Annotated in this window: 23 protein-coding genes and 1 pseudogene; 18 read left to right on the top strand and 6 right to left on the bottom strand. The window is 64.0% G+C overall.

Going from position 1 to position 21,806, the window contains the following annotated elements; translation table 11 throughout:
- Positions 1–74: 74 nt before the first annotated feature.
- Positions 75–2,405: an FdhF/YdeP family oxidoreductase gene (locus QRN21_RS00525; RefSeq protein WP_285362887.1), complete on the top strand. Its 2,331-nt coding sequence runs from the start codon at positions 75–77 to the stop codon at positions 2,403–2,405.
- A gap of 23 nt (positions 2,406–2,428) precedes the next feature.
- Here QRN21_RS00525 and QRN21_RS00520 read toward each other — a convergent pair whose 3' ends face one another.
- From QRN21_RS00520 to QRN21_RS00510, 3 genes are all read right to left on the bottom strand, one after another.
- The gene (locus tag QRN21_RS00520; RefSeq protein ID WP_285362886.1) at positions 2,429–2,698 is read right to left on the bottom strand and encodes a DUF6457 domain-containing protein; all 270 of its coding nucleotides are present in this window, start codon (positions 2,696–2,698) and stop codon (positions 2,429–2,431) included.
- A 189-nt stretch (positions 2,699–2,887) separates the two neighbouring features.
- Positions 2,888–3,334 carry a molybdenum cofactor guanylyltransferase gene (gene mobA / locus QRN21_RS00515; RefSeq protein WP_285362885.1) on the bottom strand — a complete coding sequence of 149 codons (447 nt, stop codon included), beginning with the start codon at positions 3,332–3,334 and terminating at the stop codon, positions 2,888–2,890.
- Positions 3,331–4,575: a molybdopterin molybdotransferase MoeA gene (locus QRN21_RS00510; protein WP_285362884.1), complete on the bottom strand. Its 1,245-nt coding sequence runs from the start codon at positions 4,573–4,575 to the stop codon at positions 3,331–3,333. Before QRN21_RS00510 ends, mobA begins: the two co-directional genes overlap by 4 nt.
- A gap of 197 nt (positions 4,576–4,772) precedes the next feature.
- Here QRN21_RS00510 and fdhD point away from each other — a divergent pair.
- From fdhD to QRN21_RS00500, 3 genes and pseudogenes are all read left to right on the top strand, one after another.
- Positions 4,773–5,668, top strand: a pseudogene (gene fdhD, locus QRN21_RS00505) (formate dehydrogenase accessory sulfurtransferase FdhD).
- Between the two features lie 226 nt (positions 5,669–5,894).
- Positions 5,895–6,113, top strand: a complete 219-nt coding sequence (locus QRN21_RS17980; protein WP_350223940.1) for a DsbA family protein — start codon at positions 5,895–5,897, stop codon at positions 6,111–6,113.
- On the top strand, positions 6,061–6,525 hold the full coding sequence (locus tag QRN21_RS00500; RefSeq protein ID WP_285362883.1) for a DsbA family protein: 465 nt from the start codon (positions 6,061–6,063) through the stop codon (positions 6,523–6,525). The genes QRN21_RS17980 and QRN21_RS00500 overlap by 53 nt, the downstream gene beginning before the upstream one ends.
- 114 nt (positions 6,526–6,639) lie before the next feature.
- Here the strand turns inward: QRN21_RS00500 and QRN21_RS00495 are convergent, their stop codons facing one another.
- Complete coding sequence (locus tag QRN21_RS00495; RefSeq protein WP_285362882.1) at positions 6,640–8,064, bottom strand: PepSY-associated TM helix domain-containing protein; 1,425 nt, start codon at positions 8,062–8,064, stop codon at positions 6,640–6,642.
- Positions 8,065–8,138: 74 nt separating this feature from the next.
- Between QRN21_RS00495 and QRN21_RS00490 the strand changes: the two genes are divergently transcribed.
- The gene (locus tag QRN21_RS00490; protein WP_285362881.1) at positions 8,139–8,741 is read left to right on the top strand and encodes a DUF5134 domain-containing protein; all 603 of its coding nucleotides are present in this window, start codon (positions 8,139–8,141) and stop codon (positions 8,739–8,741) included.
- 42 nt (positions 8,742–8,783) lie between these two features.
- On the opposite strand, the gene QRN21_RS00485 is transcribed toward QRN21_RS00490, so the two are convergent.
- Positions 8,784–9,794, bottom strand: coding sequence for a YeiH family protein (locus tag QRN21_RS00485; RefSeq protein ID WP_285362880.1), 1,011 nt, complete (start codon positions 9,792–9,794; stop codon positions 8,784–8,786).
- A 5-nt stretch (positions 9,795–9,799) separates the two neighbouring features.
- A complete protein-coding gene (locus tag QRN21_RS00480) occupies positions 9,800–10,606 on the bottom strand; it encodes an alpha/beta hydrolase (RefSeq protein WP_285362879.1) in 807 nt (268 codons plus the stop codon).
- Positions 10,607–10,827: 221 nt separating this feature from the next.
- Here QRN21_RS00480 and QRN21_RS00475 point away from each other — a divergent pair, with 221 nt between their 5' ends.
- From QRN21_RS00475 to QRN21_RS00415, 13 genes are all read left to right on the top strand, one after another.
- Positions 10,828–11,076, top strand: coding sequence for a hypothetical protein (locus QRN21_RS00475; RefSeq protein ID WP_285362878.1), 249 nt, complete (start codon positions 10,828–10,830; stop codon positions 11,074–11,076).
- Positions 11,076–11,918, top strand: coding sequence for a DODA-type extradiol aromatic ring-opening family dioxygenase (locus QRN21_RS00470; protein ID WP_285362877.1), 843 nt, complete (start codon positions 11,076–11,078; stop codon positions 11,916–11,918). Before QRN21_RS00475 ends, QRN21_RS00470 begins: the two co-directional genes overlap by 1 nt.
- Before the next feature lie 74 nt (positions 11,919–11,992).
- Positions 11,993–13,018 carry a dihydrodipicolinate synthase family protein gene (locus tag QRN21_RS00465; protein WP_285362876.1) on the top strand — a complete coding sequence of 342 codons (1,026 nt, stop codon included), beginning with the start codon at positions 11,993–11,995 and terminating at the stop codon, positions 13,016–13,018.
- A gap of 38 nt (positions 13,019–13,056) precedes the next feature.
- A complete protein-coding gene (locus QRN21_RS00460; protein WP_285362875.1) occupies positions 13,057–14,346 on the top strand; it encodes an aromatic ring-hydroxylating oxygenase subunit alpha in 1,290 nt (429 codons plus the stop codon).
- 5 nt (positions 14,347–14,351) lie between these two features.
- The gene (locus tag QRN21_RS00455; RefSeq protein ID WP_285362874.1) at positions 14,352–14,870 is read left to right on the top strand and encodes an aromatic-ring-hydroxylating dioxygenase subunit beta; all 519 of its coding nucleotides are present in this window, start codon (positions 14,352–14,354) and stop codon (positions 14,868–14,870) included.
- 11 nt (positions 14,871–14,881) lie between these two features.
- Positions 14,882–15,160 carry a hypothetical protein gene (locus QRN21_RS00450; protein ID WP_285362873.1) on the top strand — a complete coding sequence of 93 codons (279 nt, stop codon included), beginning with the start codon at positions 14,882–14,884 and terminating at the stop codon, positions 15,158–15,160.
- Positions 15,157–15,936: an SDR family NAD(P)-dependent oxidoreductase gene (locus tag QRN21_RS00445; protein ID WP_285362872.1), complete on the top strand. Its 780-nt coding sequence runs from the start codon at positions 15,157–15,159 to the stop codon at positions 15,934–15,936. Before QRN21_RS00450 ends, QRN21_RS00445 begins: the two co-directional genes overlap by 4 nt.
- A gap of 92 nt (positions 15,937–16,028) precedes the next feature.
- Positions 16,029–16,640 (top strand): amino acid synthesis family protein, encoded by a 612-nt coding sequence (locus QRN21_RS00440; RefSeq protein WP_285362871.1) that lies wholly within the window; start codon positions 16,029–16,031, stop codon positions 16,638–16,640.
- Positions 16,637–17,839 (top strand): amidohydrolase family protein, encoded by a 1,203-nt coding sequence (locus QRN21_RS00435; RefSeq protein WP_285362870.1) that lies wholly within the window; start codon positions 16,637–16,639, stop codon positions 17,837–17,839. Before QRN21_RS00440 ends, QRN21_RS00435 begins: the two co-directional genes overlap by 4 nt.
- 30 nt (positions 17,840–17,869) lie before the next feature.
- Positions 17,870–18,073 carry a ferredoxin gene (locus tag QRN21_RS00430; protein ID WP_285362869.1) on the top strand — a complete coding sequence of 68 codons (204 nt, stop codon included), beginning with the start codon at positions 17,870–17,872 and terminating at the stop codon, positions 18,071–18,073.
- Complete coding sequence (locus QRN21_RS00425) at positions 18,073–19,275, top strand: NAD(P)/FAD-dependent oxidoreductase (RefSeq protein WP_285362868.1); 1,203 nt, start codon at positions 18,073–18,075, stop codon at positions 19,273–19,275. The genes QRN21_RS00430 and QRN21_RS00425 overlap by 1 nt, the downstream gene beginning before the upstream one ends.
- Before the next feature lie 30 nt (positions 19,276–19,305).
- A complete protein-coding gene (locus QRN21_RS00420) occupies positions 19,306–20,439 on the top strand; it encodes an alpha/beta hydrolase family protein (RefSeq protein ID WP_285362867.1) in 1,134 nt (377 codons plus the stop codon).
- A 79-nt stretch (positions 20,440–20,518) separates the two neighbouring features.
- Positions 20,519–21,601 (top strand): LuxR C-terminal-related transcriptional regulator, encoded by a 1,083-nt coding sequence (locus tag QRN21_RS00415; RefSeq protein WP_285362866.1) that lies wholly within the window; start codon positions 20,519–20,521, stop codon positions 21,599–21,601.
- The last annotated feature ends 205 nt before the right edge of the window (positions 21,602–21,806 follow it).

The raw sequence follows: 21,806 nt of genomic DNA, 5'->3' as shown, positions 1-21,806 counted from the left end.
GAGCATTCTCGCCGCAGCAGCCGTCGACGAGCCCCCACCTCATCGTCTGCGGGCCCGTGACCTATCCTGTCGACATGGCGACGAAGGCACCGAAGAACGACATCGATGAAACGCGCGTTCGCGTGTCGCAGCCCAAGGAGGTCGCGGTCGGCATCCCTGCGGTGCTGCACGCGTTGCAGATCGCTCAGGAGCAGATGGGCGCGGCGCGCTCCGTGCAAACACTGATGCGCGTCAACCAGAAGAACGGTTTCGACTGCCCGGGGTGCGCATGGCCGGAGGAAGACAAGCGGCACGTCGCCGAGTTCTGCGAGAACGGGGCGAAAGCCGTCGCTGAAGAGGCCACGCTGCGTCGCGTCGGCGCCGCCTTCTTCGCCGAGCACACGATCGACGAGCTTCGTGGTCATGACGACTGGTGGCTCGGTCAGCAGGGTCGGCTGACGCAACCCATGATTCTCGAGGAGGGCGCCACGCACTACGTTCCTGTCGAATGGGATGCTGCCCTGCGCCTGGTTGCGGGCCATATCGCGGCGATTGACGACCCTGATGAGACCGTGTTCTACACCTCCGGACGAACGTCCAATGAGGCCGCATTCCTCTACCAGCTCCTCGTGCGTGGGATCGGCACGAACAACCTTCCCGATTGCTCGAACATGTGCCATGAGTCGAGCGGCTCTGCACTCACCGAGACGATCGGTATCGGCAAGGGCACGGTGTCATTGGAAGACATACACAAGGCAGATCTGTTGATCGTCGCGGGGCAGAACCCCGGCACCAATCACCCCCGCATGCTCTCGGCACTGGAGAAGGCGAAGCAGCGGGGCGCGCGCGTGATCGCCGTCAATCCGCTGCCTGAGGCGGGGCTTCTCAAGTTCGAGAATCCGCAGACCGTTCGGGGAGTGGCCTTCGGCGGTACGACGATCGCCGATCGATTCGTGCAGATCCGCTCAGGCGGGGATCAGGGGCTGTTTCAGGCCATCGGCAAGCATCTTCTCGAGGCTGAGCAGCGCGAGGGTGGGGTCATCGACCGCGCCTTCGTAGAGACCTTCGCAAGCGGGTTCGACGCATACCGGCAGGCGATGGCAGAGGTGACCTGGGCCGAGCTCGTCGAGGCGACCGGAATCCAGGAGGCGACCCTGCGCGAGATCGGCGACGATGTTCTCTCGTCGAAGGGCACGATCGTGTGCTGGGCGATGGGTCTCACCCAACACAAGCATTCCGTCCCCACGCTTCGCGATGTGGTCAACGTACTGCTGCTCCAGGGCAACATCGGGCGAGCCGGTGCGGGAGTGTGCCCGGTGCGGGGGCACTCGAACGTGCAGGGTGATCGCACGGTCGGAATCTACGAGAAGCCCTCTGCGGACTTCCTCGACGCGCTCGATCGCGAGTTCGCGTTCCGCGCGCCGAGGAAGCATGGTTTCGACACAGTCGAGGCGATCAGAGCGATGCGTGACGGTCGTGTGAAGTTCTTCATGGGGATGGGCGGGAACTTCGTCTCGGCGACCCCCGACACCGCGGTGGTGGAGGCGGCGATGGCCCGCGTCGACCTCACCGTGCACGTGTCGACCAAGCTCAACCGCTCCCACGTCGTCACCGGGCGACGTGCGATCATCCTCCCCACGCTCGGTCGTACCGACCGCGACCGCAGGGGCGACACCGAGCAGCGGGTGACCGTCGAAGATTCGATGGGCGCGGTGCACGCCTCACGAGGACGCCTGGCGCCGCCGTCGAACGAGCTCCTCAGCGAGGTCGCCATCGTCGCACGTCTGTGCGGGCATCTCTTCGATGCCGCGCCGTTATCCCGCGCCGAGTCGAATGCTCCGCGCGCGGAGTGGACGGCGCTCGAGACGGACTACTCCCGCATCCGCTCGCACATCGAACGGGTCATCCCAGGATTCGAGGACTTCGAGTCGCGCATCGAGAAGGGGCGCACGCTTCTTCTGCCCAACGGGCCGCGCGACGAGCGGCGGTTTGCTACGGCAGACGGTATGGCTCGCTTCACCGCGAACCCGCTCGAGTACCCCGTCATCCCTGCGGGGCGGCTGCTTCTTCAGACGCTGCGCTCGCACGACCAGTACAACACCACAATCTATGGCAAGGACGATCGGTACCGCGGCATCAGCGACGGACGACGTGTCGTCTTGGTGAACGCCGACGATCTCGTCGATCTCGGCTTCGACGAGGGAGAGATAGTCGACCTCGTCTCTGAATGGCGCGGAAGCGACGGGTCAACGGAAGAACGTCGGGCAGAGAGATTCCGCCTCGTCTCCTACTCCACGCCGCGAGGCAACGCCGCGGCCTATTACCCCGAGACGAATGTTCTCGTTCCGCTCGACTCAGTCGCCGATGTGAGCGGCACTCCCACTTCGAAGGCGGTGATCGTGCGGCTCGAGCGCCGAGCCGGCTGAAGGTCTCCGGGCGCCGACGGAACTCAGCGATGCCAATTCGCAGCGAGCGTAGCCACTGCTTCGAGCGCTGCATGGATCTCGGCAGGGTCAGCACCCGCCCTACCCGCTGCGAGCCCGGCCACGAAGGCGCCGAGCGGCGCCGCGGGGCGCGCGACGCCGTTGGCGACATCGCGGGTCATGTTGAGCACGTCGGCCACAGGGATGTCGGCGTCCGCGAGACCGAAGTGAGTGCGCAGCAACGCGGCCCACTCATCCAATGCCTCCGGCGGGAGAGTACGTGGCGGATCGCTCATGAGGGCTCCTTTTCTGACGCGTGGTGATCGCGAGGCTCGCCCGGCGGCGCGCTTCGAGGAGATCATCCCATGTGTCGACGTCGTGGACGAGGTCGTCGGGTGCCGTGATTGATCGGAGGTCGAGTGGGGCTAGGAGAGCTCGCATCGCCAGGTCGCGACCGTGATCGGGAAGGTCTCCGGCTGCGCGTCTCAGCGCTGACGTTCGGTACATAGCGGCGAGCCACTGGCGCCGCCCGATTCGTCGGTGAGGCACGCTCCGTCGGATTCCGCGAGGCGGAGGAGAGCGTCACAGAGAGTCTCGACAGCGGCAACGGCGCGGGGAAGATCACACGCCAGGAGCAGCGGCCACTCCGGATCGGCCTCCACCGGCCAGGAATCCAAGGCTGCGACGATCGCTGCCACGGGGCCGCCGAACGGTGAAAGCTCGCGCAACCACGTGACCGGAAGAGCAGCATCCTGCAGGTGGGACACCACCGTAATCGGATGTGCTCCGGCAGTCGCGGCTGCATCGGCAGCCTCGGCGAGGAGAGTGCGTCCACCGACGATGAAGAGCGGTTTGGCGGCCCCGTCGGCCCGCGAACCACGCCCTCCCGCCAACAGAATCGCGCCGAGGTGCGCGCCGGCCCATGTGGTCATGATGTCACCATGACCCGAACGCGGTCCCCGGCGCGGACCTCGTGCACGTTCTCTGAGATGATGGCGTAGCCGTCGGAGCGCCCGAGCGTGCCCGCGCGATGCGATCCACCAGGCCCGAGCGGCACGGCAACCCAGCCTGCGGGATCGGATCGATCGATTGACACCGGAACGTAGTGTCGCAGACCGGACGGTGAGCCCCAACCCGAGACCGCAGGGAGGAGGAGGCTCGGCCGGTGCACGTCGAGCCGGCCCTGCATCTGCATGAGCGCGGGACGGACGAAGGCCTCGAAAGACACCGCGGCGCTGACGGGATTGCCCGGCAAACCGAACATCACGATTCCCTCACGGGATACTCCAAACCCCTGGGGCTTTCCAGGGCGCATGGCCAGGTGAGTGAAAGTCATCTCCTCGGCCAGTGCATGTTTGACGACCTCGAACGCGCCAGCGCTGATCCCGCCGGAGAACAGCACGACGTCAGCGCACTGCGGCGACGAGGGGCCTGTAACCTCAGCGAGGAGCTTCATCAAACGCACGGGATCGTCAGGGACGCTGGCGCGGCGGATGACCGTGCAGCCTGCGTCGACCGCCAGCGCGGCCAGCATTCGACTGTTCGACTCGGGGATCTGACCGCGGCGCAGTGGCACGCCCGGCTCGACGAGCTCGCTGCCAGTCGAGATCACGGCGACTCGGAGCGCGCGCGTCACGACAACCTCTCCGATTCCGACGGCGGCAGCGGCTGCGATCTGCAGGGGGCCGAGCACGGTTCCCGCGGCGACGATCTCATCGCCGCGCTGGGCATCATCGCCCAGGCGGCGCACATGCGCACCCGAAGCGTGAGGCAGCCGGGTGATCCATGCCGTCGTGAGGGAGTCTGAGAGACCATCCGCCGTGTCTTCGAAAGGGATGACCGTGTCGGCATCCGTGGGCATGGGTGCCCCCGTCATGATGCGCGCCGCGGTGCCCGATGGAAGCGTCGGGTCTGCATCCTCTCCTGCGGGAAGGTCTGCGACCACGCGCAGTGAGGGAGTCCCCGAGAGTGAGGCGACCGCCAGATCCGCGAACCGCACCGCGAATCCGTCCATCGCCGAGTTGTCGAAGGCCGGAAGGGAGACGGCTGCGTTCACGGATTCTCGCAGCGTGCGTCCGAGAGTGGTATCGACTTCGACTCTCTCAGCCGGGAGGAGGGGCACTGACCGCAGCACGGCCTCCAAGTACTCGTCGACGCCAAGAGTGGGGACCATGAGTTCAGGTTAGGACGGCACGGCTCCTCCCGTGACGAGAACGCATTTTTGCGGGAGAATCCTCGCCTGCGGCAACTCCGATCGGTTATCAGGTGATATGGAATGTGGAATGCCGAAGGACCCCAACGGGAACGGCCGCCGATACCCTCGAATGATGGACGTGTCTGCACGGACACTGCACATCGACGGAGGCTGGCATGGGCCGGATCACGACACGCACCCGCGTCACCCGGATCGTCCTCGCGGATGAGACCGAAGTGCACCAGCGCGCTGATCTGCTGGCGGTGGAGGAGCCGCTCGAGATCCGTGTCGCCGGCACCGCACTTTCGGTCACGATGCGCACACCCGGCCACGATGTCGAACTCGCGGCGGGTTTCCTGGTTAGCGAAGGAGTCATCGGCACCGGGGAGAATTCCGATCGGCAATCCACTCTGGCGGACCGGGACTCGGGCCCTCTTCGTCAGGCCCCCTGCTCACGATCGGACCTGCACCGGTGGGGGTGCTGGCAGCAGAGGCGAACACCTACAACGTGCTCGATGTCGGGCTCGCCGCGGAAGTGTAACTTCCCTCGACCGATATCGCGCGCAACTTCTACACGACCAGTTCGTGCGGTGTGTGCGGCGCAGCCTCGATGGATGCCATCGAGAAGATCTCGCGCTAAGACGTCTCGAGCGATGAGACTTCGATCGCCGCGACGGTCGTTCGAGGACTGCCTGACGCGCTCCGTGCGGGGCAGGCCGCGTTCGATAGGACCGGAGGACTGCATGCGGCCGCCTTATTCGACGTGGCGACCGGTGCGATGTTGGTCCTGCGTGAAGACGTCGGCAGGCACAACGCTGTCGACGAGGTGGTCGGGTGGGCACTGCTTCAGGACCGGCTTCCGCTGAGGGGGATCGTGCTGCAGGTGTCGGGGCGAGCAAGCTTCGAACTCGTGCAAAAGGCTGTTATGGCCGGTATTCCGATCCTGTCCGCGGTGTCGGCGCCATCATCTCTCGCGGTCGAGCTCGCAGCATCGTCGGGGCTGACGCTGCTGGGATTCGTTCGTGGCGCATCTATGGACGTCTATACACGACCTGAGCGCGTGGTGGTTTGACCCCGACGATAGGGGACCGACATCTCAACTTGACGATCGCGTCAAGAACTGAACAAGTGCTTGCCTATGAAGTCAAGTACTCAACAGGTCCATCAGGAGTCATCGGCCGCAGAGGAGGCCCCGAGATCGTTCTGATCGACGACGGAGCCTATGGAGGCTGCCACTTCACCGAATACTGCGCATGAACGAGGCTCCGTAGAACTCGCGCCCGGTCCTCACCGTTGAGGTGTGGAGCGACATCATGTGCCCGTTCTGCTACCTCGGACACTCTCTGTTCCCGCAGGCGATCACCGATTCGCCACGTGCGGATCGCATCAGCGTCCGCCATCGTAGCTTCCTGCTCATGCCCGATCTTCCTGTTGACCACCCGACCAATCTCGAATCGTTGATGCGTGAGCGGGCATCCCGATCCAACAGATGCAGGCCGGTCGTCGAGAGTTGGTGAACCGTGGGGCGGACGCCGGCATCGCTTACGACTTCGAGAACGTAGTGACGATCACAACTCGCGCATCGCGCATCGGATCATCCACTACGCGGCTGCTCATGGAACCGGTGATGCGATGGTCGAGGCGCTGTTCCGGGCGCACTTCACCGAGGGCCGCGATGTCGCGGATGCAGCGGTACTCGCGGAGATTGCCGGAAAGGTGGGTCTGAGCGAGATCGACGTCCGTGCGGTCGCGCAAGGAACGGAGCACGACGACGAGGTGGCCGATGACATCGCGCGTGCCCGATCGCTCGGGGCGCAGGGTGTGCCCTATTTCCTGTTTGACGGTCGGCTCGCACTCTCGGGAGCGCAACCGAAGGCGGTGTTCGAGCGCGCTCTGGCGCCATCGCCCGGCCCACATGGTCGCAGCTGATCATCTTCTCTGCACTCAACGTCGGAATGACGGTCCTGCAGCTTGTGATGATGCCGCTCGTGCGAATGCGGCCGGATGGTCTCGGTCGCTCGGGTGACCGAGACCGTCTCGCGTTCATACGGTGTTGAAAAACTTCCGCCATGCCGGGATCCGACGGATCAGCAGCTGGTCGACAGCCAGGATCACCAGCACCGAAAGTCCGAACATGGGCAGGAAGATCCCCAGCGCGACGACTCCGATCAACAACGATATGCTCCCGAACAGGGGCAGGCGCGCGCGCGGTGCGGCGATACCGCTCGCGGTGCCGCGGCGACGCCACCACATGATGGGGGCGGAGATGCACATGAAGATCACGGCAAGGCAGAACAGCGACGTCAGGATCGTGTTGATCGGTCCGTAGCGCCGGCCCTCGTGGATCGCGATCCCATTCGAGACCACCTGAGCGAGCGGGCTGTAGTCCTCATAGCCATACTGCGCGACGGCCTCGCCCGAGTACTGATCGACGTGGACCGTCTGTTCGAGGGTGACGTCGGACTCCGCGGCGTTCCCCTGCTGATACCACTGACTGCTCATCACGCTGAAGACGCCAGCGGCATCGACGGGGTAGATCACGTAGTACGGGCTCGGTGCGCCTTCTGCCTCAGCGGCGGAGACGGCTGCGTCGATGGAGACCCGCGCACCGGACCCCTCACTCTGCCCGGTCGGCCCCATGCCCACCGCCCAGCCCGGGGGTGCGTTGGAGCCGTCTGTTTCCTCGATGACGTCTTTCATCGTGGACTCTGCCCCGGGGTCGGATCCCCAGAGGGAGGAGCCGCCGGTGGATGCGACCTCTTCTGACACGCTGCCCCACAGTCCGGTCCAGGGGAGGCCGGAGGTGACGAGCATCAGAATGCCGAGGCCGACAGGAAGGCCGACGAGCGCATGCGCACTGCGCAGGCGTGCACCCTTGAGCTTCTTCTGCGCGGCCAGCTGTCGTGGTCTTCGTCCCAGGAAGAAGATCAGGAACCCGGTGATGGTCAGAACGATCGCCCAGCTGGCGCCGAGCTCAATCAGCCGGTCACCGAATTCTCCTGCCAGCAGGTTCCCGTGAATGCGTATGAACACGTCGGAGATGAGTTGATCATCGGTGAGCGAGCCTGTGACCTCTGCTCGATAGGGGTCGACATAGACGTTCTGGGTGGTGCCATCGGTGAGCTCGGTGACGAAGACAGTAGATCGATCGCCGAGACCGTCAAAGAGCGAGACGACGGATCTGTCGGGGAACTCGGCGGTCACCGCCTGCTGCTGTGCAGAAAGCGGTAGACGCTCCGCTCCATCCGGGACAGCGACCGTGATGACCCCCGGATGCATCGCAGAGTCGATCTGCGCGCGGAACAGATATGTCATGCCGGTGACCGCGAGCACGAAGAGCACGGGGATGACCAGGAGTGCTCCGTAGAAGTGCCAGCGCCAGAAGGCGCCGAACCAGTTGACTTTCAGGGAGCGAGGACTCGGTGCCTTCGTCGGGGTGTCCGTCGACGCGGTGTCGATCGTGGTCATCGTCGCGGCCTTTCTGCCGGGGAGTCGAAGATCCGAATTCGGATATCTACATAATGTAGTACTAAACTGAACTCGTGATCGCCGCGCCGTGGAACGTCATCCTCACTCTCGTCTTCATCATGACTGCCGTCATCTGTCTGAGTGGTCTCATCGAGCGCTCCCGCGAGGGGCGCCGAGGTGCCCGCCTGACCGACTCCGACGTCATAGACATCACCCACGGCGTCATGAGTGTCGCCATGATCGTCATGACCTGGTGGACCGTATGGGATGCCGTGACCTGGGCGCAGGTGGCGATCTTCGCCATCCTCGCGCTCGCGCTCGTGCCGTCCTTCCGAGGGGTCAAGGGAGCCCAGACCGTCGACCTCGTCGGCCACATCGTGCTCGATGCCGCAATGGTCTGGATGCTCGCCGCGATGCCACTCCTCATGGCAGGTATGGATATGTCGGGCGACGCCGGTGGCGGCCACGCCGGGCACGGCGGCGGAGGCGGGCCCACGATCGAGTCGACACCGGTATGGGTCGATATCGTGAACGCGGTCTTCATCGCGCTCTGCGTTGCGGCCACGGTCTGGTGGATCTGGCGCCTATTCCGTTCGTCGCATCACCGTATCCACTCTCTCTGCCACATCGCCATGGCGGCCGGCATGGGATGGATGCTGGTACTGATGAACGGCTGAGGGTGCACGAGATTCTCTGGAGATCGCGCGATATCGCCCGCATCAACGGGCGACCATGTCGAGGAGCCCGATCGCCCCGATCGTGACCCCGGAGACGAGAATCCACAGGATGGCGCCGAGGAGAAGCGGACGCCATCCTGCACGCTGGATTGCTCCGAGGTCGGTGGTGAGCCCGATTCCGGCCAGAGCTGCAGCGATGAGGAAGGTCGACACCGCGCTGGTCGCACCGACAGCGTCAGCAGGGAAGACGAAGTGCGTGTTCAGTATCACCATCAGCACGAAGCCGACCAAGAACCAGGGCACGAGCTTCACGATCTTCCTCGGTCCGATTCGGCTTCGTGGTTTCAGTGAGCGTCGTGCCTCCATGACTGCGAGACCCACCGTGATCGGGATGAGTGCGAGCGTTCGCACCAGCTTGACGACGATCGCATACCCCAGCGCGGCTGTGCTGAAGATACTGGCCGCCGCCACGACGGAACTGGTGTCGTTTACCGCTGTTCCGGCGAAGAGGCCGAACGTTGTCGCGTCGTAACCGAGCGCATGTCCTACCCAGGGGAAAGTCAGAACGGCGGCGACATTGAAGAGGAAGATCGTGGACACGGCGTAGGCGATCTGGGAGGGGTTCGCACGAATCACGGGGGCAACCGCGGCGATGGCCGAAGCCCCGCAGATGCCGGTCCCGACCCCGAGCAGAATTCGAGTGTCGCGCTCGACCCCGAGCGCTCGCCCGACCAACCATGCGGCAATGAGGCAGACGAACAGTGAACTCAGCAATACGGGCAGCGATGTGAGGCCCACATCGGCGACCTGCCCCAGCGACATTCGTGCGCCCAACAAGACGATGGCGAACTGGAGCAGGGGCTTTGTCGCGGTCGCGATGCCGGGAGTGAAGCGGGCGCCGGGCCGACGGATGATCGCCCAGACTCCGCCGATGATGATCGCGGGGAGCGCTGATCCGACGATAGGCACAAAACCGCCGACGACGGTCGCCGCGATCGCAATTCCCAGGCACATCAGAAGCCCTGGGGCCTTCGCGCCAAGTGCGAACGGCATCCCGCTCATTCGGAGACAGCGCGCGATATCCAGGAATGAATACGCGCGCACTGCTCATTCCACGACGGGTCGAACGACAGGCCATGGCTGACACCGGGAAGCACCACGAGTTCCGCGTCGATCCCTCTGGCGAGTGAAGACACGATGTCCACAGGAGTCAACTCATCACTGTCGCCTGTGATCACGAGCACCGGAACCGTGATCGCGTCGACATTGACGAGCGCGGTCCATCGGGTCGCTTCCCATACTGCCGTCGGTGACTCGGGCTGCAACCGCGCATAGATCGTTTCGTGCTCGGCAGAAGGCGCCCCTTGGAAGAAGAGGTGCGCGGCCACATCGAGTGGCGGTGGCGGCCAGGGCTTGTTGCTGTCGATCGGCAGCTCGACGGGTGCGCCGGCGAAAGCCTCGGGGGCGACCGGCGCGAGCAGTACCAGACCCGCAATCTGGGAAGGATGCGTTGCCGCATAGGCCAGCGATGCCAGCCCTCCCATGCTGTGTCCAATGAGCACGGGCCGCGAAGCGGACTGCGCGACCGCAGTATCGATCTCTTCGCGGACGTCCAGGATGCTGCGAGTCAGCCACTCGGAGGCGTCGAGTTGCCGTGAGTCACCGTGAGAGAACCAGTCGAGCGCGACCGACGATCGCCCCGCCTCGGCGAACCACCGCTGGGTGGAATCCCACTGCCATCTACCGTGCAGACCGCCGTGTACGAAGACGAGCGGCGTGCGTAACGGTTCAGTGGACGGGCGGAACTCGGTCAATGCGACGCCGTCGACAACATGGTGGCGGGGGATGCCCTCTTCTGTGTACATGGGCTGAACATAGGCGATCCCGACGATGACGCGCGTTACTCGGAAGGGTACTTTTCTCACGTCAGCCGAGAGGCTCCGCGAAATCGCTAGACAGTCGAATTGCCCCGGGAGGGTGACGCGCGAGCAAGTCCCTCGTACCTAGTGTCGCAGTAGGTCGTTCCCGAGGGCACGATCTCGAGGTCAGGCCGACACGGCCGAACATGCGAGCAAGGAGGCGCGGCGTGTACAACCTTCACAAATTGCTGTGGGACATTCGCAAGAATCCCGAGATCGCGAAGCGCTTTCTCGATAATCCCTATCCCGTCTTGGACCTTTACGGGCTTGAGGGAGACGCACGCGAGGCGATGCGCACGATGAACTTCAAGAAGCTTCATGAGATCGGGGCCAACCCTTACCTCATCTATTTCTGCGCGATTCAGCTGCAGGTCGACCGCGCGAAGTACTACGCGCAGATCCGTGAGGAGAACTGATGGGCAAGATCGTCGGGGCGTTCGCCGCCTCACATTCGCCGGGAATCACGGGATGGCCGGAGCGCGCGCAGGAGAAGCCGCGCCAGGCCATCGAGAAGGCGTTCCGCGAAGCGCGGGAGATGCTCGAGCACCTGCGCCCTGATGCCATCGTTGCGGTGTCGGTGGAGCATTTTACCAACTTCAACTTCGGCAACCTTCCGGCCTTCGCGATCACGACGGCGGATTCGTACCTGGGGCCGGCCACCGTGGAAATGGGCGAGTTCCTCAAGATCGAGCCCCATGAATATCCCGGAAACGGCGCACTCGGCCGGCACATCTACGAGTTCGCAATCTCGTCTGAGTTCGATCCGGCCCTGGTCGAAGGGGGGATGGTCTTCGACGAGAACTTCACTGTTCCTCTCAAGCATCTCGACCCGGACTCGAAGTATCCGCTGGTCCCGATCATCGTCAACGGTGTCAACCCGCCGTGGCCGACCGCGAAGCGCTGCTATGAGTTCGGCGAGATGATCCGTGCTGCGGTCGAAGCGCAGACGGAGGTCGAGCGAGTCGTCGTGCTGGCGACGGGAGGCCTCTCCCACTGGGTAGGACTCCCGGAGTCGGGGCAGGTGAACGTGGAGTTCGATCGCGACTTCATCGCCCGGATCGAGAGCGGCGACCCGGAGCAGCTGAAGAGTTACTCGCCACAGGAGATCGATGCGGCAGGCAACGGCGCGCACGAGGTCCGCACCTGGATCGCGGCGGCCGGCGCACTCGGCGCTCCTCTCACGGTGCTCGCTTACGAACCTGTCCCCGAATGGCTCACCGGGACGGCAGTCGCCGCCGGCGCGCCGCTCGACTCCTGAATCCCTGTCCAGAATCCCAACTACACCTTCGATCCCGTCATCGTGCGGAGTCGTCACCAGAAAGAGAAACCCACATGAGCAACCTCCCCAAAGTCACCGGCAAGGACATGCGCGGTGTGATGGCCTACCCTCCTACCCCTGCCCTTCCCGGCGCGGAGCGCGTGGACGCCGTCGACACGGTGGATCTCGTCGAGACCGAGCGCATGATCAAGGCCTTGATGGCCGATGGGGTCGACGCGATCGCGCTGAACGGAACCCTCGGTGAGATGGCGACACTCACGCTGGATGAGTGGAAGGCATTCGCGGCTTGCGCCGTCGAGACCGCGCATTCCGTGAACCCGGACTTTCCGATCTTCGTCGGGGCGACCACGCTGAACACGCGTGACACGATCTCCCGCATGCGTTTCCTCTCCGGTCTCGGAGCCACGGGCACACTGCTGGGTCGCCCGATGTGGGGCGAGATGGTCGCTCCGATCATGGCGGACTTCTACCGTGACGTGGCGACCGCCGTCCCTGACATGGCAATCGTCGTCTACGACAACACGGCCGCTTTCGGTGGCATCATCCCGCGCTCGGTGTACCGCACGCTGAACGAGCTGCCACAGGTCGTCGCCGTGAAGTATGCCGGTGGCGCATCGGTCGGATTCCGATACCACAACGACATGGCTCACACCGGCACGCGCTTCCCGCTGATGCCGATCGAGACCGACTGGTTCCCTGCCTGGGAGATGTACGGCGAAGAGCTCGTCGGTATGGCCTGGTCCTCGACCACGGCCATGGGTCCAGACCCGGTTCTGCACCTGCGTGATGCGCTGCGTGAGGGCCGTACCGAGGACGCTCGCTGGCTGACCGAGCGTCTTCGCTGGGCGCACGAACCCTTCATCGTCGGACAGGACTTCTTCGAGTTCGCGAAGTACAACATTCCTCTCGAGAAGATTCGCGTGAACGCGGCCGGCTACATCCACGTCGGCAAGAGCCGCGTGCCCTACACCGAGGAGTCGGTGCCCCAGGTGCACTGGGACACGACTCTGCAGCACGTCGAGCGCTACAAGCAGATCACCGCGGAGATCACAGCCAAGCTGGGTTCCCGCAACGCATGAGAGGGTGACGAATCATGACGAGGGAGTCAGGCGAAGCCATGGATGAGCGAATTCATCAGATCCGTGAAGGGATCGCAGCAGGGCGTTTTCCGGCGCACGTGTTCAACGATCAGGAGATCTTCGATCTCGAGCAGGAGCGGCTCTTCAACAAAGCATGGTGCTTCCTCGCGCATGAGACCGAGATCCCCGAGCCCGGTGACTACGTCACGCGCTACATCGGGAACAACAACCTGATCGTGGCGCGTGACGAGCACGGCGGGGTCCACGCGAGCCTGAACATGTGCCGCCACCGCGGCAACATGATGTGCAAGTCCGAGATGGGGAATGCCTCACATTTCCGTTGCTCCTACCACGGGTGGGTGTACAAGAACTCGGGTGAGCTCATCGGGGTCCCGTACATGGCCGAGGGGTACGGGGGAGCGCTCAAACGCAAGGACTGGGGCCTCAAGAAGGCGAGGGTCGAGTCTTACGCCGGACTCGTCTTCGGCACCTTCGACGAGGACGCACCGTCCTTGGAGGAGTACCTCGGCGGGTTCCAGTTCTATCTGGATCTGTATCTGAAGCAGGGTCTCGCCGGCAGCGAGGTCCACGGGCCCCCGGACCACTGGATCACCGAGACGGACTGGAAGATCGCCGCGGAGAACTTCTCCGGTGACGGATACCACACACCCGTCGCACATCAATTCGGCTTCAACCTCGGCTATTTCCCGTCTTCGGGCGCGACGCACAGTCAGGGTTGGGCGGCGAGCATCCCGGGGAAGGGGCACGGCATCGGCCTGGGGCACACCCCCGGAATGGTGCCGTTCTCCGGCTTCCCTGACGAGCTCGCCGACGAGATGCGCCGGAGCTTCACGCCCGAGCAGATCGAGGTGTTCAGCAACACGCGGACGGCCGTGGGAACCGTGTTCCCCAACCTCTCCTTCCTCATGCAGCCGTTCAGTCTTGTGCCGGGGGAGCCCGGGGTGAGGTTCGTCACCATGCGCCTGTACCATCCGATCGGCCCTGGTCGATCGGAGATGTACTCCTGGTGTCTCGTGCCGAAGGATGCGTCGCAGGAGTACAAGGATGCCGCCTACCAGGCATACACTCTGGCCTTTGCGCAGGCGGGCACGTTCGAACAGGACGATCTCGAGAACTGGGCGCGGGTCACGAGAATGGCCAAGTCGAGCATGGCTCGAGACATCGAGTTCCCGTACATGATGGGGATGGATGCGATCCAGGATCCGGAGTTCCCGGGTCCGGGCCACGTCGTCAAGCCCTACGTGAACGATTCAAACTTCCGCAATCTGTGGCTGCGCTGGGCTGACTACCTCACCGGGGAGGTGTGACGGCCATGGTCATGTTGAGCACGGTCGATCGCCGAGTCCAGGAAGACATCCGTGACGTCATGTATCGGGAGGCTCTCGCACTCGACGAGCGGCGCTTCCGTGATTGGCTGGAGTTCCTGACGGATGACATCACCTACGACGTTCCGTTGCGGGTGGTGCGAGAGGATCTTGCCGAGTGGGAGCTTTCGCCCAACGGCAGGATCTTCCAGGACAACAGGCAGACGCTGGAAGTTCGTGTGCGTCGCCTCGAGACCGACTTCTCGTGGGCCGAGCAGCCGCCGTCCCGCACTCGGCACTACATCACGAACGTGCTCATCGACGCGACGGATGTCGAGAACGAGTTCGAGGTGAACTCCTCCTGCTTCATCTATCGCAGCAGAGGCGACAGTATCGATCCCAACCTCCTGTCGGTGGCGCGCAAGGACCTGATTCGTCTCACGGAAGACGGCTACCGCCTGGCTCGTCGCTGGGCGGCGATCGATCAGGCGGTCATCAACGCTCACAATCTGTCGATCTTCATCTGAGGAGGCACGCAATGGAATCCAGTGAAACAGAGCCGGCCGCCGAAAATCCTGAGCCCGGCGAGACGTTCGAGATGCCGCGGGATGGCGGCAACGAGGGGCCGATCGTCGTCGCGAACGAGTTCGCCGATGTTGTGGTCCGCAAAGTCATGACGCGCAACGGCGTGCGCCTGGAGCTGTGGTCGCCCCGACGGGGTACCTGCATTCGCTTCGACGCGGTGGCACTCGACGTGCTGAGCTATCAGGAGCCGGAGTTCATCACGGATCTGTTGAGCCGGACGCCTGGCGCATGAGCGGCACCCTCGCCCGGCAGCACATCCTGGTGACGGGCGGGGGATCGGGCATCGCTCGAGCCGCGGCCGAGCGATACCACGGAGAGGGCGCACGCGTCACGATCCTCGAGCGTTCTGCGTCGAATGCGAATGATGTGGTCTCGGGGTCCGGTGGCGCGATCCAATCGATCGTCGGCGATGCGTTGGACCCCGAAGTCCTCGCATCCGCTGTCGAACTCGCCTCCGACCCTGGGGGAGCGCTGCACCATCTGACATGCGGAGTCGGGGTCTTCGACTTCTACGCACAGGTGCACGAGCTCTCTCCGGCTGATCTCCTCGAGGCCGCCGGCGAGAGCTGGCGGTTGAACGTGCTCAGTGCTCTGGTGGCGGTCAACATCGCGCACCCCGCTCTCGTTCGTGGGAGAGGTTCGGTAACCCTGACGGTCTCCGAGTCGGCGTTCAACGCGGTCGGTGGCGGGGTGCTGTACGGTAGCGCGAAATGGGCCGTGCGAGGAATGGTCGAGCATCTCGCGGCCGAGCTGGCACCGCTGCGCGTCAACGGAGTGGCTCCGGGGGGCACGAGCGGTACGCGGTTCGGGGGGCTCTCCTCCTTGCAGCAGACCTCGTCTGCCGACGCCGTGGTGGGACGTGACCTGCGCATCGCGCGCGCGACACTGCTGGGTATCACTGCTGGCCCCATCGATCATGCCGGCGCTTATCGCTTCCTGGCGGATCCTGTCGATGCGCGCGCCGTGACAGGGATGATCATCCGCTCAGACGCCGGACGTCGAATGTGATCCCTCGGAGGGCCGAAGTTACCCGTGCGGGTGATGTGCGCCCTCCGCGCAATTTCTAACGTTATGAACATGTCGGTTGGTGAAAGGCATCGGTGCCTTTCGGTGAGGAGCGGGTCATTATGAGTACAGGTGTTCTTGCCATTCGCAAGATGTTTTCCCAGATCGAAGAAGTCCGAGAGGTCAGCGGTCGCTCCGATGGCGCGGGCCCTGTGCGCAAGGTCGCAGTCTGCGCCGTGGTGAAGAATCCGTTCGCAGGTCTCGGCTACGTCGAGGACCTGTCGTCCGTGATCGATGCATCGGATGAGATCGGTCGCATGCTCGGCGCTCAGGCGCTCCGTCTTCTCGGAGAGCCCGTCGAGAGCTATGGGAAAGCCGGACTTGTCGGCACCGATGGTGAGCAGGAGCACATCAACTCGGCGTTGACCTCGGTCTTCGGCAATGCATTCCGGGAGGCGATCGGCGGGGGCCAGGCATGGATCACCTCCGTCACCAAGCCAGGAACGCCGGGCACCCTCATCGACGTTCCCACCGCCTACAAAGACGACGTGTGGGTGCGCAGTCACTACGACGCGATGGAAGTGAGAATCCCCGACGCTCCCCATGCGGATGAGCTCGTGGTTATCGCCGCCGTCACGAACCGCGGCCGCATCAACGCTCGTGTCGGCGGAATGACGGCTGATGAAGCTCGTGAGGCGAACAAATGAACGGCGATCTCGCAATCGTGAACGCCGGCGTCATCCTCTCCGGAGACTGGCGCTCGCCGATCATCCTCGACGCCGACACGGTGATCGTGCGGGAGGGACTCATCACCGAGGTCGGGATGTACGCCGATCTGCAGGCTGAGATCGACCGTTCTCCCGTCATCGTCGATGCCGAGGGAACCACTGTGGCTCCGGGGCTCATCGACTCGCACTGCCACGTCGTGCTCGGTGACTACACGCCGCGCCAGAAGACGGTCGACTTCCTCGAAAGCTACGTGCACGGCGGCATCACCAGCGTCGTCTCGCCGGGTGAGATCCACGCGCCAGGCCGTCCGCATGATGCCACGGGTGTTAAAGCCTTGGCGATCGCAGCGAAGTCGTGCTTCGACAACTTCCATCCCGGCGGCATGACCGTCCATGCGGGGGCCGTGGTGCTCGAGCCGACCCTGCGTGAGAAGGATTTCCGTCAGTTGGAGAAGGCGGGAGTGCGTCTGGCAAAGTTCGGTTTCGGACTGTATTCGGACCCCTCCGATGGTGCCGACCAGGTGCATTGGGCGCGTGAGCACGGCATCAAGGTGATGTGCCACTCCGGTGGCGCCAGCATCCCGGGGAGCAAGCCGATCACACCGGATCATCTGCTGGACCTCGCCCCTGACGTGTGTGGACACATAAATGGTGGGCCGACCTCGCTCGACATCGAAGGTGTCGACCGGGTGATGGACGAGACCGAGATGGCGCTGCAGCTCGTGCAGGCAGGCAATCTGCAGTCGGCCGTGCGCATCATCCGTCGCGCTGAGGAGCATGACATGTACGACCGTGTGGTGATCGGATCGGACACTCCCACCGGCACCGGAGTCATGCCACTAGGGGTCATCAAAACCGTGGCGGAGCTCTCTTCGCTCGGTGGCATCGCGCCTGAGAAGGTCTGGGCGGCGGCCACCGGCAATAACGCGGTCACGTGGGAGCTGCCGGCAGGCTTCCTTGCACCAGGGAAGGCGGGAGACATCATCATCATGGATGCCCCGTGGGGCTCCACTCGCGATGACGCCCTCAGCGCTCTGAGTCTCGGTGACATCCCGGGGATCTCGGCAGTCATCACCGGTGGGGTGCTGCGGACCCTTCGCAGCAGAAACACGCCGCAAGCAGCCCGTGCGGCATCTGTCACGCCCCGCCAACCGCACCTGGAGATGTCCGGTCACTGACCGGTCCGACGAAGCGAAGGACAACACGACATGGCACTCACTCTGACTCTGGATCTGCATGCCTGCCAGGGATACGCCAACTGTCTCATCGAAGGGCCCGCGCTGTTCGATTTCGATGAAGACACGGATAAAGCCATCGTGCTCGTCGCTGAACCGGGCGAGAATCTCCGGAGTCAAGCCATCGCTGCACAGCATGGGTGTCCGGCGCGCGCCATACACGTCACGGAGTCGTGATGCGAAAGATCGTGGTGGTCGGAGGTTCACTCGCCGGAGTGCACGCCGCGGAGTCGTTGCGCGACCGTGGCTACGACGGCGAGCTGACGATCGTCTCCTCCGAGGACCAGCTTCCATACGACCGGCCGCCGCTGTCGAAGGAGGCCCTGATGGAGGGCCTCGATCATGAGCGTCTCCTGTTGCACGATGCGGCCTGGTACCAGCAGAAGAACATCACCGTCTTGCTGAACGATCCTGCCGTGCGCCTGGACACGGACGGCCGCCAGCTCGAACTGCTCAGCGGTACTGCGCTCGACTACGACGGCCTAGTGATCGCGACAGGGTCGCGTGCGCGGCGGGTTCGCACACAAGAAGACGGACCGACGGTGCATGTGATCCGCACGTCTGATGATGCCCGTGCGCTGCGGCCAAGACTACAGGCCGGTCGTCATCTCGTGATCGCGGGCGGCGGGTTCATCGGTCTTGAAGTGGCAGCGGCCGCACGACAGCTCGGCATGATGGTGACGATCATCGAAGGGGCGCCCGTGCCGCTGGCGCGGGCGTTCGGCGATGTGATCGGCGCCTGGTATCGCGATCTGCATGAGCGAAACGGAGTCAGCTTCCGATGCGGGCTGTCACTCGAATCCATTGATCGCACGCCAGAAGGAGGTGTGCGGGTGCACCTCAGTGACGGCAGCGTCGTGATCGGTGACGTCCTCGTGGCCGGCATCGGCGCTGAGCCTGCAGTCGAATGGCTCGAGGGCAGCGGTGTCAGCGTCGGAAACGGGATCATCTGCGAGGCGGACCTGTCCACGACGGCCCCAGGGGTCGTGGCGGCCGGTGACGTCGCTCGCTGGTACAACGCGATCTTCGATGAGGAGATGCGCATCGAACACTGGTCCAATGCAGTGGATCAGGGCAGACACGCCGCGGGAACCCTGCTGGGCGGGAACGACGCATTTCTCACGGTTCCGTACTTCTGGAGCGACCAGTACGACGCTCGCATGCGCTTCGTCGGTCGTGCGGGCGCCGCGGAACATGTGTACATCGAGCACATGAGCGACGACCGTCTGATCGTGCTCTTCGGCCGCGACGGTCTGCTCAGAGGCGCGGTCTGCGTGAACGCCCCACGTCAGCTGGCCGGCTATCGGATGGCTATCCGGGACAACGTGAGCTGGGACCAGTTCGTGGACGGTCCTTCCGTCCGCGCGGCATCCCTCTGAATCCATCACCACAACGGCAAGGAGAACAAGATGGTATCCAACAACGGCGATGCACTGTCGCTGATCGAACTCTTCCCGCAGGACGAGGACTGGTCGCTGCAGACCATGCGTCTGCTCGGGCAGGTAGCCGTCGGCGGCGCAGACATGTTCGAGTGCGCGCGGACTGCGGCGAGGATCGGCACCACGACCGTGGATGAGGAGGTTTGGCAGCGGGAATGGTCTCGCACGGCCGCCGAGGTCGCTGCGCAGGGGTATGCAGCACTCGAGCGTGGGGAGACCACGACCGCACGCCGTGCGCTGTTCCGCTCGCTCAGCTACTGGCGTCACTCCGAGTTCTTCCTCGACTCGTTCGATCCGCTTCGTACCGTCGCGTATCGGGAAGGTACGAAGAACTTCCAGAAGGCTGCAGAGCTGACGGACGGCTTGATCGAGAAGATCGCGGTCCCGTTCGAAGGTATCGAGATGGAGGGCTACATCGTGCGCCCCGACAACTCGGGGCAGGCAAGGCCGACCGTTCTCTTCCTCGGTGGCGCTGACTCCTGGGCGGAGGAACTTTACTTCCTCGGAGGGACCGAGTTCCCGGATCGTGGCATGAACGTCGTCATGATCGACACTCCCGGTCGTGGCAGTTCGCTCCGATTCAAGGAGCTCTACAGCCGCCCGGACTACGAAGTGCCCGTTCGTGCGATCCTCGACTTCCTGGAGCAGCGCGACGACGTCGACGCCAACCGCATCGGCCTCGCTGGTGTGAGTTTCGGCGGATACTACGCGCCTCGGGCGGCAGCTTTCGAGCCGCGGGTCAAGGCTGTCGCCGCCTGGTGCGGCACGTGGAGCATCCTCACCGACTTCTATGAGTTCTACCCTCCACTGCAGAAGCAGTTGCAGTGGCTGACGGGATCAAAGGACGATGCCGACGCTCGCGAGAAGTTGGCGGCGTTCACGCTCGACGGCGTCGCTGAGAAGATCGACGTCCCCGTCTACGTCATGCACGGTGAAGCGGACATCATCATGGACATCGAGGGTGCGCGTCGCTTCGTCGCTGCGCTGAAGACGGATGATGTGACGGTCGACATCTATGACGGTGCCGGTTCTCTGCACTGCAGCTACGACTACCTCTCTGTCGCATCTGCACGCCTGGCCGACTGGTTCCTGAATCGGCTCTGAGGCGACACCTCTCCGGGTATCATCCGAATAAGTCGAAGCAATATATCGACGATCGCACAGACGCGACGGGGTCATCGACATGGCGAGTATCGAACGGTCTTCTGGGAAGGGCGTCTCCCGCTACAAGGCGCTGTTGCGCGAGTTGAATCTCGCCATGACTTTGGAGGACGTCCGGTCTGCGTACCTGGTCGCCGTCGGACATGTGATCTCGGCGGAGGGCATCGGTTTCTATCGCCTCAGCGATACATCCGATGCGCCTCCGCTCGAGATCGCGGCGAATCTCGGATCCGACTTCCTGTCGCGGTACGAGGCGTTCGGGCGCCCGGATGATCCGGTGCTGAAGCACGTGCTTCGCCACCGTTTGCCGGTGGACTCGGGACGGTTGCCGCGTGATGAGTGGGAAAGATCGGGTGCACGAGAGGTGCTGGCCTTGGCCGACCTCTCACACTCCATGCAGGCGCCGGTCGTGAAGGCCGGCGAGATCGTCGGCACGATCAACTTCGCGCGCGGTGGGCCACGCCCGTTCAGCGAGAAGGAACTCTCCACCGCTCGCACCCTCGCGCAGCACGTGGGGCTCGCCCTGGAACGCGCTCACCGGTTTGAAGAGATGGAGACGCGCGCACTCGTGCTCGAGGGGGCATTCGATCGCAGTTCTGGTGCGGTGGTGATCTGCAGGCCGAGCGGGGAACCGGTGTTCGTGACGAAGTATGCGGGGGAACTCCTCGGACCGTCGTTTCCCGCCGATGAGCAGGGAGTGGCCGGGCGGGTGAGGAGAGCTATCCAGGATTTTGCCGATGGAGGCGATTTCGCACGAACCACCCAGGTCGCAGATCCCCTCGAAGATCGGCGACTCATCTTGAAGTTGCACCGATTACGCCGTCGCGACGCTCTGGTCTGTTTCTTGTACTCGGACTCGCACACGGCGCGGACTGCGCTGCCTGCCGTCGAGGTGCTCTCCCGCCGCGAACAGGAGATCGCGGCGATGGTGGCGCGCGGACTCTCGACGAAGGACATGGCGGCGGAAGCGTTCATCAGCGAGAACACGATCAAGCAGCACCTCAAGCGCATCTTCGCGAAGGTCAGCGTCACGAGCCGCGCCGAATTGGTGCAGCTCGTCTGGTCGCTCCACGAATCCGGCCCGAATCATCAGGCGGATCGGTAATGAGCGGAGTATCCTGCGCGGCTTTTCCATGAGTTCAGTTCATCAATGCGACGAGGGATTGTCTGCCACTCCAATGAAGTGCCTTCGGCGGGCTTACCACTCCTCCCTCCCGCTCGCCGCATACCGACCCCGCAAACGAGGGGGGTCGAAAGTCCACTCAGACGAACGTGGCACCCGCTTTTGGCTCCCCCTTGAATGGCAACAC

The organism is Microbacterium sp. LMC-P-041 (assembly GCF_030209555.1).
Taxonomy (GTDB): Bacteria; Actinomycetota; Actinomycetes; order Actinomycetales; family Microbacteriaceae; genus Microbacterium.
The sequence above is the reverse complement of the archived record's forward strand: the minus strand, read 5'-3'. Positions and strand labels throughout refer to the sequence as shown.